Origin of the sequence: Rugamonas brunnea, from assembly GCF_014042345.1 — a bacterium.
In the GTDB taxonomy this organism is placed as follows: Bacteria; Pseudomonadota; Gammaproteobacteria; order Burkholderiales; family Burkholderiaceae_D; genus Rugamonas; species Rugamonas brunnea.
In genome coordinates, this window is record NZ_JACEZT010000002.1 from 320870 (window position 1) to 335796 (window position 14927).

General features: G+C 65.3%; 12 protein-coding genes. 11 read left to right on the forward strand and 1 reads right to left on the reverse strand.

What is annotated here, in order from left to right; genetic code table 11:
* The first annotated feature begins 61 nt into the window (after window positions 1–61).
* The 9 genes from ald (at window position 62) to H3H37_RS05330 (ending at window position 11255) form a co-directional block, all read left to right on the forward strand.
* Window positions 62–1177 (forward strand): alanine dehydrogenase, encoded by a 1116-nt coding sequence (gene ald / locus H3H37_RS05290; RefSeq protein ID WP_182160591.1) that lies wholly within the window; start codon window positions 62–64, stop codon window positions 1175–1177.
* A gap of 25 nt (window positions 1178–1202) precedes the next feature.
* A complete protein-coding gene (locus H3H37_RS05295; RefSeq protein WP_182160592.1) occupies window positions 1203–2705 on the forward strand; it encodes a CoA-acylating methylmalonate-semialdehyde dehydrogenase in 1503 nt (500 codons plus the stop codon).
* Window positions 2706–2769: 64 nt separating this feature from the next.
* Window positions 2770–4146 (forward strand): NAD(P)-dependent oxidoreductase, encoded by a 1377-nt coding sequence (locus tag H3H37_RS05300; protein WP_220456339.1) that lies wholly within the window; start codon window positions 2770–2772, stop codon window positions 4144–4146.
* On the forward strand, window positions 4139–5467 hold the full coding sequence (gene preA / locus H3H37_RS05305) for an NAD-dependent dihydropyrimidine dehydrogenase subunit PreA (RefSeq protein ID WP_182160593.1): 1329 nt from the start codon (window positions 4139–4141) through the stop codon (window positions 5465–5467). The genes H3H37_RS05300 and preA overlap by 8 nt, the downstream gene beginning before the upstream one ends.
* Before the next feature lie 118 nt (window positions 5468–5585).
* Complete coding sequence (locus H3H37_RS05310; RefSeq protein ID WP_182160594.1) at window positions 5586–7070, forward strand: NCS1 family nucleobase:cation symporter-1; 1485 nt, start codon at window positions 5586–5588, stop codon at window positions 7068–7070.
* A 16-nt stretch (window positions 7071–7086) separates the two neighbouring features.
* A complete protein-coding gene (gene hydA / locus H3H37_RS05315; protein WP_182160595.1) occupies window positions 7087–8484 on the forward strand; it encodes a dihydropyrimidinase in 1398 nt (465 codons plus the stop codon).
* Between the two features lie 13 nt (window positions 8485–8497).
* Window positions 8498–9760: a Zn-dependent hydrolase gene (locus tag H3H37_RS05320; protein WP_182160596.1), complete on the forward strand. Its 1263-nt coding sequence runs from the start codon at window positions 8498–8500 to the stop codon at window positions 9758–9760.
* Between the two features lie 126 nt (window positions 9761–9886).
* The gene (locus H3H37_RS05325) at window positions 9887–10210 is read left to right on the forward strand and encodes a hypothetical protein (protein ID WP_182160597.1); all 324 of its coding nucleotides are present in this window, start codon (window positions 9887–9889) and stop codon (window positions 10208–10210) included.
* A gap of 556 nt (window positions 10211–10766) precedes the next feature.
* On the forward strand, window positions 10767–11255 hold the full coding sequence (locus H3H37_RS05330; RefSeq protein ID WP_182160598.1) for a hypothetical protein: 489 nt from the start codon (window positions 10767–10769) through the stop codon (window positions 11253–11255).
* Window positions 11256–11377: 122 nt separating this feature from the next.
* Here the strand turns inward: H3H37_RS05330 and H3H37_RS05335 are convergent, their stop codons facing one another.
* Window positions 11378–12313, reverse strand: a complete 936-nt coding sequence (locus H3H37_RS05335; RefSeq protein WP_182160599.1) for a LysR family transcriptional regulator — start codon at window positions 12311–12313, stop codon at window positions 11378–11380.
* 109 nt (window positions 12314–12422) lie between these two features.
* On the opposite strand from H3H37_RS05335, the gene H3H37_RS05340 reads away from it, so the two are divergent.
* Window positions 12423–13640 carry a urate hydroxylase PuuD gene (locus H3H37_RS05340; protein WP_182160600.1) on the forward strand — a complete coding sequence of 406 codons (1218 nt, stop codon included), beginning with the start codon at window positions 12423–12425 and terminating at the stop codon, window positions 13638–13640.
* 30 nt (window positions 13641–13670) lie between these two features.
* A complete protein-coding gene (locus H3H37_RS05345) occupies window positions 13671–14903 on the forward strand; it encodes a M20/M25/M40 family metallo-hydrolase (RefSeq protein WP_182160601.1) in 1233 nt (410 codons plus the stop codon).
* The last annotated feature ends 24 nt before the right edge of the window (window positions 14904–14927 follow it).

Consider the following 14927-nt stretch of genomic DNA (forward strand, 5'->3'; position numbering starts at 1 on the left):
GCCATGTCCCCGGCGTTGCTGAAGCGGCTACACACACTCATATAACAACGAGGAGAACAGCATGCTAGTAGGCGTACCGAAAGAGATCAAGAACCAGGAGTCGCGCGTGGGCCTGACGCCGGCCAGCGTGAAGGAGCTGGTCTTGCGCGGCCACCAGGTGCTGGTGCAGCAGAACGCCGGCGCGGCCATCGGCCTGACCGATGCGATGTACGAGGGCGCCGGCGCGACCATCGTCGACACGGCAGCGGAAATCTTCGCGCGGGCCGAGATGATCGTCAAGGTCAAGGAACCGCAGCCCGAGGAATGCGCGATGCTGCGCCACGACCAGATCCTGTACACCTATCTGCACCTGGCGCCCGACCCGGACCAGACCCGCGCCCTGGTCGCCTCCGGCGCCGTCTGCATCGCCTACGAAACCATCACCGGCCCGAACGGCGGCCTGCCGCTGCTGGCGCCGATGAGCGAGGTCGCGGGGCGCATGGCGATCCAGGCCGGCGCCGCCCATCTGGAAAAATCCAAGGGCGGCATGGGCCTGCTGCTGGGCGGCGTGCCCGGCGTGGCGCCCGGCCATATCGCCATCATCGGCGCCGGCGTGGTGGGCACCAACGCGCTGCAGATGGCCGTGGGCATCGGCGCGCGCGTGACCATCCTCGATAAAAACATCGACCGCCTGCGCCAGCTCGATCTGATCTACGGCAACCGCGTGAGCACCATGTACTCGAACGCGCACACGGTGGAGGAGGCGGTGCTGGACGCCGACCTGGTGGTGGGCGGCGTGCTGGTGCCCGGCGCGGCCGCGCCCAAGCTGGTGACGGCGGCCATGATCTCGCGCATGAAGCAGGGCGCGGTGGTGGTGGACGTGGCCATCGACCAGGGCGGCTGCTTCGAAACGTCGCATCCCACCACGCACGAAAAGCCCACTTTCGTGGTGGACGGCGTGGTGCACTACTGCGTGGCCAACATGCCGGGCGCCGTGGCGCGCACCTCCACCTTCGCGCTCAACAACGCCACCATCACCCACGCGCTGGCGCTGGCCGACAAGGGCTGGCAGAAGGCGTTGCGGACCAACCCCCATCTGAAGAACGGATTGAACGTCTGCCACGGCCACGTCACCTATGAAGCGGTGGCGCATGGCCTGGGCTATCACTATGTCGAAGCGGACAGCCTGCTGGGCTGAGCGCATTTAAAGAGAACGGAACATCATGACCATGCTTGACACCATCACCCATTACATCAACGGCGCCAAGGCCGACACCACCAGCGGCCGTTATGCGGACGTGTACAACCCGGCGCTGGGCGAGCCGGTGGCGCGCGTGGCGCTGGGCACGGCGCAGGAGGTCGACGCGGCCGTGGCCGCCGCCGCCGCCGCCTTCCCGTCGTGGTCGGCCACGCCGCCGCTGACGCGCGCGCGGGTGCTGTTCAAGTACCTGCAACTGTGCCAGCAGCACACGGATGAATTCGCGGCCATGCTCACGCGCGAGCATGGCAAGACCTTCGCCGACGCCCAGGGCGAGGTGGCGCGCGGCATCGAGATGGTGGAATTCGCGGTCGGCATTCCGCAAATGCTCAAGGGCGAATTCACGGACCAGATCTCGCGCGGCATCGACGCCTGGTCCATGCGCCAGGCGCTGGGTGTGGTGGCCGGCATCACCCCGTTCAACTTCCCCGTGATGGTGCCGATGTGGATGTTCCCCGTCGCCCTAGCCTGCGGCAACACCTTCGTGCTGAAACCGTCCGAACGCGACCCGTCGCCGTCGCTGCTGCACGCGCGCCTGCTCAAGGAGGCCGGTTTGCCGGACGGCGTGTTCAACGTGGTGCAGGGCGATAAGGTCACCGTGGACGCGCTGCTCGACCATCCCGTGGTGCAGGCCGTGAGCTTCGTCGGCTCCACGCCGATCGCGGAATACATCTACGCGCGCGGCTGCGCCAGCGGCAAGCGGGTGCAGGCGCTGGGCGGGGCCAAGAACCACATGGTGGTGATGCCGGACGCCGACATGGACATGGCGATCGATGCGCTGATGGGCGCGGCCTATGGTTCGGCCGGTGAGCGCTGCATGGCCATTTCCGTGGTGGTGGCCGTGGGCGACGCGGGCGACAAATTGATCGGCGCGCTGGCCAAGCGCACGGCCGCGCTGAAGATCCGCGACGGCATGGCGGCCGACGCAGAAATGGGCCCGGTGGTGTCGCGCGCGGCCAAGGAGCGCATTGAGCGGCTGATCGGCGAAGGGCTGGAGCAGGGCGCCACGCTGGTGGTCGATGGCCGTAACTACCACGTGGCCGGGCGCGAGAATGGCTTCTTCGTGGGCGGCACCCTGTTCGACCATGTGACGCCGGACATGAGCATCTACAAGGAGGAGATCTTCGGCCCCGTGCTGTGCGTGCTGCGCGCGCCCGACGTGGGCCAGGCCGTGGCCCTGATCAACCGCAACGAGTACGGCAACGGCGTGGCCATCTACACGCGCGACGGCGGCGTGGCGCGCGAGTTCGTGCGCCAGATCCAGGTCGGCATGGTGGGCGTGAACGTGCCGCTGCCCGTGCCCATGGCCTTCAACAGTTTCGGCGGATGGAAGCGCAGCCTGTTCGGCGACCATCACGCCTACGGCCCGGAGGGCGTGCGTTTCTACACGCGCCACAAGGCCGTCATGCAGCGCTGGCCCAACACGGCCAGCGCCGGCGCGGAATTTGCGTTCCCGCAGATGAAGTAAAGGCCGGTCCCGTGCAGCATGTTTGACCGCGTCCCCGTCAACCAGCCAAGTCAGGAATTGTGCAATGATGATCGAATCCCTGAAGTACATGCCGCAGTCCCCGCAATCGGGCAGCGCGCTGGCCGAGCATTTCACCGACCTGGCGCCCGCGCTTAACGCGCGCCAGGCCGCCATTGAAAGCGCGCGCTGCCTGTATTGCTACGATGCGCCCTGTTCGCGTATCTGCCCGTCCGAGATCGACGTGGCCAGCTTCATCCGCAATATCCACGAGGGCAATGTGAACGGCGCGGCGGCCGGCATCCTCAAGCAGAACATCCTGGGCGGCAGTTGCGCGCGCGTGTGCCCGACCGAGATCCTGTGCGAGGACGCCTGCGTGCGCAACCACGACGCGGAAGGCCAGCCCGTGAAGATCGGCCTGCTGCAGCGCTACGCCATCGACCACATGGCGTTCAGCCAGCATCCGTTCCAGCGCGCGCCGGCCACGGGGCGCAAGATCGCCGTGGTGGGCGCCGGCCCGGCCGGCCTGTCGTGCGCGCACCGGCTGGCCATGCTGGGCAACGATGTCGTCATCTACGAGGCACGGGAAAAGTCGGGCGGCCTCAATGAATACGGCATCGCCAAATACAAGCTGACGGACGATTTCGCGCAGAAGGAAGTGGCGTTCCTGCTCGGCATAGGCGGGATCGAAATCCGCCACGGCCAGACCCTGGGCGGCAATGTGCAACTGAAGGATTTGCAGGCCCAGTACGACGCCGTGTTCCTGGGCCTGGGCCTGGGCGCCAGCCGCCGCCTGGGCTTGACCGGCGAGGATGCCCCTGGCCTGCTGGCGGCCGTGGACTACATCGCCGCGCTGCGCCAGGCCGACGACCTGTCGCAACTGCCGGTGCCGGCGCGCGCCATCGTCATCGGCGCGGGCAACACGGCCATCGACATGGCGGTGCAGATCCAGCGCCTCGGTGCGGAGGAGGTGACGCTGGTGTACCGGCGCGGCTTCGATGCCATGAGCGCCACCGGCCACGAGCAGCACATCGCCAAGGAAAACCAGGTCCGCATGCGCACCTGGGCCCAGCCGCAGCAAGTGCTGCTGGACGAGGCCGGCCGCGTGCGCGGCATGCGCTTCGAGAAAACGGCGCTCAACAACGGCCGCCTGGCCGGCACCGGCGAGACGTTTGAGATCGCGGCCGATGCCATCTTCAAGGCCATCGGCCAGAGCATGGACCCGGACAGCATCAGCGATCCGCTGGCCAAGACCTTGCAGCGCGACGGCGACAAGATCCACGTGGACGCCCACTTCCGCACCATCCTGCCGCGCATCTACGCGGGCGGCGACTGCGTGGCGCCGGGACAGGATTTGACGGTGCAAGCCGTGCAGCACGGGAAGCTGGCGGCGCTGGCCATCCACCGCGACATACAATCCAATAAGGAGCCGCATCATGGCTGATCTGAGCATCGAATTTTGCGGAATCAAGTCGCCCAATCCCTTCTGGCTCGCGTCCGCGCCGCCGACGGACAAGGCCTACAACGTGGTGCGCGCCTTTGAGGCCGGCTGGGGCGGCGTGGTGTGGAAGACGCTGGGCGAGGACCCGCCGGCCGTCAACGTGTCGTCGCGCTACTCGGCCCATTACGGCAAGAACCGCGAGGTGATCGGCTTTAACAACATCGAACTGATCACGGACCGCGCGCTGGAGATCAACCTGCGCGAGATCACCCAGGTCAAGAAGGACTGGCCGGACCGCGCGCTGATCGTGTCGCTGATGCTGCCGTGTGAGGAAAAGGCCTGGGCCGATATCCTGCCGCTGGTGGAGGCGACTGGCGCGGATGGCATCGAACTCAATTTCGGCTGCCCGCACGGCATGCCCGAGCGCGGCATGGGCGCGGCCGTGGGCCAGGTGCCCGAGTATGTGCGCATGGTGACCAGCTGGTGCAAGAAGCACTCGAAGCTGCCGGTGATCGTCAAGCTCACGCCCAACATCACCGACATCCGCGGGCCAGCGCGCGCGGCCAAGGAGGGCGGGGCGGACGCCGTCTCGCTGATCAACACCATCAACTCCATCACCCATTTGGACCTGGACCGCATGGTGGCCTTCCCCACCGTGGGCGGGGCCAGCACGCACGGCGGTTACTGCGGCACGGCCGTCAAGCCGATCGCGCTCAACATGGTGGCCGAGATCGCGCGCGACCCGGCCACGGCGGGCCTGCCCATCTCCGGCATCGGCGGCATCGGCAACTGGCGCGACGCGGCCGAGTTCATCGCGCTGGGCGCTGGTTCGGTGCAGGTGTGCACGGCGGCCATGCTGCACGGCTTCCGCATCGTCGAGGAGATGAAGGACGGGCTGTCGCGCTGGATGGACGAGAAGGGCTACCGCAGCATCAGCGAATTCTCGGGCAAGGCCGTGCCCAATACGACGGACTGGAAATACCTGGACATGAACTACCAGGTGATCGCCCAGATCAACCAGGACGATTGCATCCAGTGCGGCCGCTGCTACGTGGCCTGCGAGGACACGTCGCACCAGTCGATCGCGCAGTTGATCGACCAGCAGGGCGGGCGCCGCTACGAGGTGATCAAGGAGGAATGCGTGGGCTGCAACCTGTGCGAAATCACTTGTCCGGTGCAGGGCTGCATCACGATGGTGCCGCAGAAGACGGGCAAGCCGTACATGAACTGGACGCAGGACCCCCGCAATCCGCGCGCAGAATCAGCACAAAGCGCCGTGCAAAGCACAGCACAGGAGCCGGCGGCGGAGGTGGCCCAGAACTAGTGCGCAGCGAAGACAGGGTTAGGTATAAAAATTGCAAAGACTGGGATACACTGGCCCGGCCACTTGATACGTTCACGTGGCCGGGCCGGATGCATCATCAACCCTAGGAGAGACCAACGTGAGCAAAGAAGCGACTGGCAGCACGCAACTGTGGAATGAAGACCTGGCGCCCACCTCGGCGGCGCAACGTACCTGGCGCTGGTATCACTTCGCCGCGCTGTGGGTGGGCATGGTGATGTGCATCCCGGCCTACACCCTGTCGGCCAGTCTGATCGAAGGCGGCATGTCGGGCTGGCAGGCCGTGCTGACCGTGTTCCTGGCCAACGCCATCGTGCTGCTGCCGATGCTGGCCATCGGCCACGCCGGCACCAAGTACGGCATCCCTTATGCGGTGCTGGCCCGCTCCTCGTTCGGCACCATGGGCGCGCGGCTGCCGGCGCTGATGCGCGCCATCGTGGCCTGCGGCTGGTACGGCATCCAGACCTGGTTCGGCGGCCAGATGATCTACACGCTGCTGGGCGTGATGATGGGCGGCGAGATCGGCGGCGCCAAGCTGGCGGGCCTCGGCATCAACGGCGCGCAGCTGGCGTGCTTCCTGGCGTTCTGGGGCATCCAGTTCTGGTACATCGTGCACGGCATGGACGCCATCCGCAAACTGGAAACCTACACGGCGCCGCTCAAGATCCTGATCTGCTTCGTGCTGCTGGGCTGGGTGTACAACAAGGCGGGCGGCTTTGGCGATCTGCTGTCGGCGCCGTCGCAGTTCGTTGCAGGCGGCAAGAAGGCCGGCCAGTTCTGGTCCACCTTCTGGCCTTCGCTGACGGCCATGGTGGGGTTCTGGGCCACGCTGGCGCTCAACATCCCCGACTTCACCCGTTTCGCCCGTTCGCAGCGCGACCAGGTGCTGGGCCAGTCCGTCGGCCTGCCTGTTCCCATGGGCTTATTGGCCATGATGGCGGTGATCGTCACCTCGGCCACCGTAGTCCTGTATGGCAAGGCGATCTGGGACCCGGTCGACCTGTCCAGCCGCATGACCGGCGTGGCGGTGCTGGTGGCGCTGCTGATCCTGCTGATCGACACGGTCAGCGTGAACCTGGCGGCCAACCTGGTGGGGCCGGCCTATGATTTCTCCTCGCTGGCGCCCAAGCTGATCTCTTACAAGACGGGCGGCTACATCACGGCCTCGATCGCGATCCTGATGATGCCGTGGAAGATACTGGAATCGACCCAGGGCTACATCTTCACCTGGCTGATCGGCTATTCCGCGCTGCTGGGCCCCATCGCCGGCATCCTGATCATCGACTACTACGTGGTGCGCAAGACGGAGCTGGATGTGCCGCAGCTGTACCGCGAGGATGGCAGCTACTCCTACGGCAACGGCTGGAACATGGCGGCGCTGGTGGCGTTCGTGATCGGCGTGCTGCCCAATATCCCGGGCTTTTTGAACGCAGCATTCCCCGCGTCGTTCCCCGGCGTGGCGGACGGCTTCAAGACCATTTACACCTACGCCTGGTTCGTCGGCATCGCCATCTCGGCGCTGGTGTACGGTGTGCTGATGAAGGGCAAGGCGCTGCCGGCCATGCGCGCGGCGGCCCAGCCATAACGGAAAGGACCAGCCTATGACCATGATTATTCGCGGCGGCACCGTCGTCAACGCGGACCGCGCCTTTCGTGCCGATGTGATGACCTTCGGCGACAAGATCGTCGCTGTGGGCGAGAACCTGGAGGCGCCCCATTCGGCGCGCGTGATCGACGCCCACGGCCAGTATGTGATGCCGGGCGGGATAGACACGCACACCCACATGAACCTGCCGTTCATGGGCACCGTCACGCAGGACGACTTCTTCACCGGCACGGCGGCCGGGCTGGCCGGCGGCACCACCACCATCATGGATTTCGTTATCCCCAGCCCGCAGCAGTCCTTGCTGGAAGCGTTCCACACGTGGCGCGGCTGGGCCCAGAAGGCGGCTGGCGACTACACCTTCCACGTGGCCGTGACGTGGTGGGACGACAGCGTGCGCGAGGAGATGGGCATCCTGGTGCGCGACCATGGCGTGAACAGTTTCAAGCACTTCATGGCCTACAAGAACGCCATCATGGCCGACGATGAAACGCTGGTGAACAGCTTCCGCCGCGCGCTGGAACTTGGCGCCATCCCCACCGTGCACGCGGAGAACGGCGAACTGGTGTTCCAGTTGCAGCAGGACTTGCTGCGCCGGGGCTTGACGGGGCCGTCGTCGCACCCGCTCTCGCGCCCGCCGGCCGTGGAGGCGGAGGCGGCCAACCGCGCCATCACCATCGCCGGGGTGCTCAACACGCCGCTCTACATCGTGCACGTGTCGTGCGCCGAATCGCTGGAAGCCATCGCGCGGGCGCGCGCCAACGGCCAGCGCGTGTACGGCGAGGCGCTGGCCGGCCACCTGGTGATCGACGACAGCGTGTACCGCAGCGCCGACCCGGAGTTCGCTGCCGGCCACGTGATGAGCCCACCGTTCCGCAGCAAGCACCATCAGGCTGCGCTGTGGCACGGCCTGCAGGCTGGCAACCTGCACACGACGGCCACTGACCACTGCACCTTCTGCGCCGCGCAGAAGGCGGCCGGCAAGGACGACTTCACCAAGATCCCCAACGGCTGCGGCGGCGTGGAGGAGCGCATGGCCGTGGTGTGGGATGCGGGCGTGAACACGGGCCGGTTGACGCCGTCCGAATTCGTGCGCGTGACGTCGGCCAACGCGGCCCAGATTTTCAATATGTACCCGCGCAAGGGCGTGATCGCCGTGGGTTCGGACGCCGACATCGTGGTGTGGGACCCGGAAGGCACGCGCACCATCAGCGCCAAAACCCAGCACGCCAAGGGCGGCTTCAACGTGTTCGAAGGGCGCACCGTGCGCGGCATCCCCAGCACCACGATGGCCGCCGGCAAGGTCGTGTTCGACCGCGGCGTGCTGATGGCGGAGGAGGGCGCGGGGCGTTATGTGGAACGGCCGGCCTTCGTGCCGGTGTCGGCCAAGTCTTGATCGGGAGCGAGAGATGAACGAACTGCGGAACGAACTGCGGAACGAACTGCGTATCAACGGCGAACGCCTGTGGGCGGCGCTGATGGAACTGGCCCGCATCGGCGCCACACCCAAGGGCGGCGTCAAGCGCCTGACCTTGACGGACCTGGACCGGCAGGGACGCGACCTGGTGGTCGGCTGGGGCAAGACGGCCGGCCTGTCCGTCACGGTGGACCAGATCGGCAATGTCTTCATGCGCCGCGCCGGCCGCAACAACGCGTTGCCGCCGGTGGTCACGGGCAGCCATATCGACACCCAGCCAACCGGCGGCAAGTTCGATGGCAACTACGGCGTGCTGGCCGGGCTGGAAGTGGTGCGCACGCTGAACGATCTGAACATCCAGACCGAGGCGCCGATCGAAGTCGCGTTCTGGACCAACGAGGAAGGCTCGCGCTTCGTGCCCGTGATGATGGGCTCCGGCGTCTTCTGTGGCGCCTTCACGCTGGAGACGGCCTACGCCGCGCGCGACGTGGACGGCAAGACCGTGGGCGAGGAACTGGAGCGCATCGGCTACAAGGGCAGCGAAGTGCCGGGCCGACATCCGATCGGCGCCTATTTTGAAGCCCACATCGAGCAGGGCCCGGTGCTGGAGGATGCGGATAAGGTGATCGGCGTGGTGCCGGCCGTGATGGGCCTGAGCTGGTACGACTGCGTGGTGACCGGCATGGAGGCGCATGCCGGCCCCACGCCCATGGGCCTGCGCAAGGATGCGCTGCAGGTGGCCACCAGGATCATGCAGGAGGTGGTGGTCATCGCCAACCGCTATCCGCCGTATGGGCGGGGCACGGTGGGCATGGTGCAGGTGTTCCCCAACAGCCGCAATGTGATTCCGGGCGAAGTCAAATTCAGCATCGACCTGCGCAATGTGAACGACACCCTGCTCAACGCCATGCACGAGGAGATGCTGGCCTTCGTCGAACGCACGCGCGGCGAGACGGGGCTGGGCATCACGATCGAACGCGTGTCCTACTACCCGCCATGCCCGTTCCACCCGGACTGCGTGGGCGCGGTGCGCAAGGCCACCGAGAAGCTCGGGTATTCGACCATGGACGTGGTATCGGGCGCCGGACACGATGCGATTTACGCGGCGCGCGTGGCGCCGGCCGGCATGATCTTCGTGCCCTGCAAGGACGGCATCAGCCACAACGAGATCGAGGACGCCAAGGCCGAACACCTGGAGGCTGGCTGCAATGTGCTGCTGCACGCGATGCTGGAGCGGGCGGGCGTGGCAGCCTAGCGGTGCGCTGGCCGGCGTAGCATCTCGTTACATCCCTTACAGCTGGGCGGTACACCATTCTGCCGGTGTTTCGTTAGAGTGTGCATGGGCGCGTTGCCCGCAACCCCGACGATAGAGGATACGAACATGAAGATCAATAAAGTGCTGTTGACCGCTGCCCTGGCCACCTTGATCGCGCCGGCCTTCGCCCAGAACACGGCCACTCCGAAAATCGATGCCCGCCAGGAGCGCCAGGAAATGCGCATCGACCAGGGGATCAACAGCGGCCAGCTGACGGGCAAGGAAACGGCCAACCTGGAAAAGCGCGAAGCGAAGATCGAGGCCGACAAGGTAAAAGCCGAGGCGGACGGCAAGGTGACGCGTCAGGAGCGCGCCCATTTGAACCGGGAACTGGACCACAGCAGCAACAAGATCTACCGCAAGAAGCATAACGCCCGCACGGCCGGTTAAGCCGTCATCGGCCCGTGGCCCGCGCAACGCCCGCCCATCGCAAGATGGCGGGCTTTTTTTTTATGCGCCAGCTTGTCGGATGCCCACCTTAAGTCGAAAAAAAACCCGCCATGGTGGCGGGTTAAATCCAATTCTTCTTAGGAGTTGGAGGAGACAGTTCCATTATGCTGCGGCGCGCCAGGCGTGGCCAATTTATATTTCCAATAAGCATTATTTTCAGTTTGTATATCTGATGGCGTTGCGTTTCGCCGCTGGCGCGCACCCATGGACGCGATGATGGGCAAAAAAAAAACCCGCCATGGTGGCGGGTTAAATCCAATTCTTGTTACGGAGTTGGAGGAGACAAGTGAATTATGCTGCATCGCGGCAGACAAAGCCAATCAATCTTTCCAATAAGCATTATTCCGGAATCGCATGTCTGATGCGGTGCCAGTGGACGCGGCAGGGGAGTGTAACAACATGTTATTTTTAACAACTGCTGCGTAGCCGGCATATATAGTGAAAAATGGCTCGTGTGCGCGGCGTCGTCGCGCGGCCTACCGTATTCCTGCTCCCTATGCGACGTCTGGCTCAAGTCTGTGTCGTCATTACCCTGGCCGCTTTCAGCAGCGCGACCTGTGCCGCGCCGCCAGCCACCTCCGCGCGTGCACCTGGTCCGACGCCAGCACCAGCACCGTCGCTCGCCCAGGCCAGCGGATCAGCCGTCCCTGATCCGTTCGCGCCCGCCCCCGTCGCCGGCCATCCTCCACTGAGCGACGCCGCCATCCACGAGGCGATCCATGCAACCCTGGTGGAGGCCGATCAGCAGGCTGCCGCCGAACGACAGGCTGCGGCCAACAAGCAGATGCAGCCGGGCGTGGCGCCCGGAGGCGTCGTCTATCGTGGCAGCGCGCAGGCCGACGTCCTGTCCGCCGCCTTCGACCAGGCCCAGATACCCAGTTGTCTACACGCGGACGGCTTGAAATTCCAGCCGACCTACATCTTCTTCGGCCTGCTGGCATTGCCGTTCGTGGCGGTGGCCAAATTACGGGGCAAGTGCGACTAGCGCCATCACCGTCGCAAGGCCTAATCGAAAACGGGGAATAGCGGTGTCGCGCCGACGCATCGTGCCGCGAAAAAAAAGCCGGCAACGCGTGGCTGATATATGTCGTGGCTGATAAGCGGCGTTTATTTTTGCAGCGTGCGGGCCGCCGCGCTGACCTGGTCGCGCAGCCATTTGTGCTCCGGCGCCTGGTGCACGCGCTCGTGCCATAGCTGGTAAAAGCGCATAGCCGGGAATTTGACGGGCACGGTGAACATCTTGAGCGGCAGATTGCGCTCGTAGTAGCGCACGAACTGGCGGCCTGTGGTCAGCACCAGGTCGGTCTGGGTCAGCATGTAGGGGATCAGGCCAAAGTAGGCCGATTCCACCATCACATTGCGCTGCATGCCTTGCGCCTCCAGGTAGGAGTCCACCACGCCGTGGTAGCCGGGCAGCATCTGCGTGGGCCGCACGTGGGGCAGGCTCAGATAATCGGACAACGTCATGTCCTCGCTGCCGGTGCGCATCGCGTACGGACAATCGGCCCGCATGGTGCAGATGATGGGGTCCTCGAACAGCTTGGACATGTGCAGGTGCTCGGGTGGCTCGTCCCAGTTGGCGATGACGAGGTCCATGTCGCCGTCCGACAGCAGGCGGACGTAGTCCGAGCCCGGTCCCAGGCTGTGGATCTTGATGCGGCTGAGCGGTGAGCCGCGCCGCAGCAGGGCCACCACATTGGGCAGGAACTGGCTGTCCAGGTAATCGGGCGCGGCGATGTGGAACACGCGCGCTTCCTCCTGCGGCACGAACGGCGTCTTCTTGACGAACAGATTCTCCGTCTCGTCGAGAATGCGCTTGGCCGGCGCCAGCAGGCTCTCGCCATGCTGGGTGGGCACCATGCCGCGCGCGCCGCGCACCAGCAGCGGATCGCCCGTCAGTTCGCGCAGCTTGCGCAGCGAGGCGGAAATCGACGGTTGCGGTTGATTGAGCTTGAGCGCCACGCGCGACACGTTCTTCTCCACCAGCAGCAGATAGAGAATGCGGATCAGGTGCAGGTCCAGGTGTTGCGGCAATGCTGGCATGGTGCGATATATGTTAGGCGATATGTTAAATATACTCTAATCTTCATGTTGCCGGAATCAAATCCGATTATCTTCTGTAAATTCGCCACTCCTCTTACCCAAGGAACGCATGGACGCATTTGCCTATCTGATCCCGTATGGCCTTGAGTGGCTCAACCTGATCGTGCGCTGGCTGCACATCATCACCGGCATCGCATGGATCGGTGCCTCGTTCTATTTCGTCTGGCTCGATAATTCGATCCGTCCGCCCGCGCCGGGGTCCGATCTGGCGAAGAAGGGCGTGTCCGGCGAACTGTGGGCCGTCCACGGCGGCGGCTTCTACAACCCGCAAAAATACCTGGTGGCGCCGGCCGAACTGCCCAAGGAACTGCACTGGTTCAAATGGGAGGCCTACACCACCTGGCTGTCGGGCATCGCGCTGCTCACCATCGCCTACTACTTCAACGCCCAGGCCATGATGATCGACAAGCAGGTGGCCGACATCGGAAGCTGGCAGGCGGTCGGCATCGGCGTCGGCACGCTGGTCGCCGGCTGGACGGTGTACGATCTGCTGTGCCGCTCGCCGCTGGGCCAGCGCGAGCTGCCGTTCGGGATCGTGATCTTCGCGCTGATCGTCGCCGCGGCCTACGGCCTGACCCATGTGCTGAGCGGGCGCGCCGCCTACATCCATGTGGGCGCGCTGATCGGCACCATCATGGTCGGCAATGTGCTGATGCTGATCATTCCCGGCCAGCGCAAGATGGTCGAGGCCATGCAGGCCGGCGGCCTGCCCGATCCCAAGCACGGCCAGAAGGCCAAGCAGCGCAGCGTCCACAATAACTACTTCACGCTGCCGGTGCTGTTCATCATGATCAGCAACCACTACGCGATGACCTACCGGAACGACCACGCCTGGCTGGTGCTGGCCTTCATCATGGCGGCCGGCGTGTTGATCCGCCACTTCTTCAACCTGCGCCACAAGGGCCGCGTGGAATGGCGTTATCCGGTGGCCGGCGTGGCGCTGCTGCTGGGCGTGGCCGTGGCCATTGCGCCGCCCGCGCCGGTGGCCGTGGCGCCGTCGGCCGATCCGGCGGCCGCCTTCCAGAAGGTCGAAGCCATCATCGCCCAGCGCTGCGTCGCCTGCCATTCGGCCCATCCCACCCAGCCCGGCTTCGCCACGGCGCCGCTGGGCATGGTGCTCGACACCGACCAGCAAATCCACCAGAGCGCCGAGAAGATCTACAAGCAGGCCGTCCAGCTCAAGGCCATGCCGATCGGGAACCTGACCAACATGACGGACGCGGAGCGGGCCACCATCGCGGCCTGGTACGAAGCCGGCGCCAAGTAAGCGCGACCCACTATCAAGGAGAACAACGGGATGAGCAATCAAAAGGAACAACTGGCGGCCTGGATCGACGCCCATTTCGACGAGGAAGTGGGCGTGCTGCAGCAGGTGCTGCGCGTGCCCACCGACACCCCGCCCGGCAACAACGCGCCCCATGCGGACATGGTGGCGGAACTGGTCAAGGCCTACGGCTGGCAGGCGGAAAAGCACGCCGTGCCCGAGCCGGTGGTGCGCGACTACGGCATGGAAACCATCACCAACCTGATCGTGCGCCGGCCCTACCAGCCGGGCGGGCCCACGGTGGCCCTGAACGCGCACGGTGACGTGGTGCCGCCGGGCGACAACTGGACCTATCCACCGTACGGCGGCGTGATCGACAACGGCTACATCTACGGCCGCGCGGCCGCCGTCTCCAAGTGCGACTTCGCCACCTACATCTTCGCCGTGCGCGCGCTGGAAGCGCTGGGCGTGCCGCTCAAGGGCGGGCTGGAACTGCACTTCACGTATGACGAGGAGTTCGGCGGCTTGCTGGGACCGGGCTGGCTGCTGCAGCAGAAGCTGACCAAACCGGACTTCGTGATCGCGGCCGGCTTCAGCTACAACATCGTCACCGCGCACAACGCCTGCCTGCAACTGGAGATCACCGTGCACGGCAAGTCCGGTCACGGCGCCATGCCGGAGACGGGCCACGATGCGCTGCAAGCGGCCACCAAGATCCTCAACGCCATCTATGGCCAGCTGCCGGAACTGAAGAAGGTCAAATCGCAGGTGCCCGGCATCGACTCGCCCACCATGCTCGTGGGCCGCATCGACGGCGGCACCAACACCAACGTGGTGCCCGGCAAAGTGGTGATGAAGCTGGACCGCCGCATGATCCCCGAGGAAGATCCGGTGGCGGTGGAGGGGCAGGTGCGCGCGTTGATCGAAGACGCCGTGCGCGGCGAACCGGGCATCCGCATCGAGATCAAGCGCCTGCTGTTGTCGCACGCGCTGCGCCCGCTCCCCGGCGGCGAACGGCTGGTAGCCAACTTGCAGCGGAACGCCAAAACCGTGATCGGCGAAGATATCCCGGCCCAGGGCACGCCGCTGTACGCGGATGCGCGCCTGTACGGCGAGCAGGGCATCCCGGCCGTGCTGTACGGTGCAGGCCCGCGCACCGTGCCCGAGTCGAACGCCAAGAAAGCGGACGAACGGCTGCTGCTGGAAGATTTGCGCAAGGCGACCAAGGTGGTGGCGATGACGCTGTTCGATTTCCTGGCCGCTTAACGTCATTCCCGCGTAGGCGGGAAT

What these genes read in the sequence shown, in the direction of transcription:
- ald (WP_182160591.1), top strand. Translation starts at nt 62, where the DNA reads ATGCTAGTAGGCGTACCGAAAGAGATCAAGAACCAGGAGTCGCGCGTG.
- H3H37_RS05295 (WP_182160592.1), top strand. Translation starts at nt 1,203, where the DNA reads ATGACCATGCTTGACACCATCACCCATTACATCAACGGCGCCAAGGCC.
- H3H37_RS05300 (WP_220456339.1), top strand. Translation starts at nt 2,770, where the DNA reads ATGATGATCGAATCCCTGAAGTACATGCCGCAGTCCCCGCAATCGGGC.
- preA (WP_182160593.1), top strand. Translation starts at nt 4,139, where the DNA reads ATGGCTGATCTGAGCATCGAATTTTGCGGAATCAAGTCGCCCAATCCC.
- hydA (WP_182160595.1), top strand. Translation starts at nt 7,087, where the DNA reads ATGACCATGATTATTCGCGGCGGCACCGTCGTCAACGCGGACCGCGCC.
- H3H37_RS05320 (WP_182160596.1), top strand. Translation starts at nt 8,498, where the DNA reads ATGAACGAACTGCGGAACGAACTGCGGAACGAACTGCGTATCAACGGC.
- H3H37_RS05325 (WP_182160597.1), top strand. Translation starts at nt 9,887, where the DNA reads ATGAAGATCAATAAAGTGCTGTTGACCGCTGCCCTGGCCACCTTGATC.
- H3H37_RS05330 (WP_182160598.1), top strand. Translation starts at nt 10,767, where the DNA reads ATGCGACGTCTGGCTCAAGTCTGTGTCGTCATTACCCTGGCCGCTTTC.
- H3H37_RS05335 (WP_182160599.1), bottom strand. Translation starts at nt 12,313, where the DNA reads ATGCCAGCATTGCCGCAACACCTGGACCTGCACCTGATCCGCATTCTC.
- H3H37_RS05340 (WP_182160600.1), top strand. Translation starts at nt 12,423, where the DNA reads ATGGACGCATTTGCCTATCTGATCCCGTATGGCCTTGAGTGGCTCAAC.
- H3H37_RS05345 (WP_182160601.1), top strand. Translation starts at nt 13,671, where the DNA reads ATGAGCAATCAAAAGGAACAACTGGCGGCCTGGATCGACGCCCATTTC.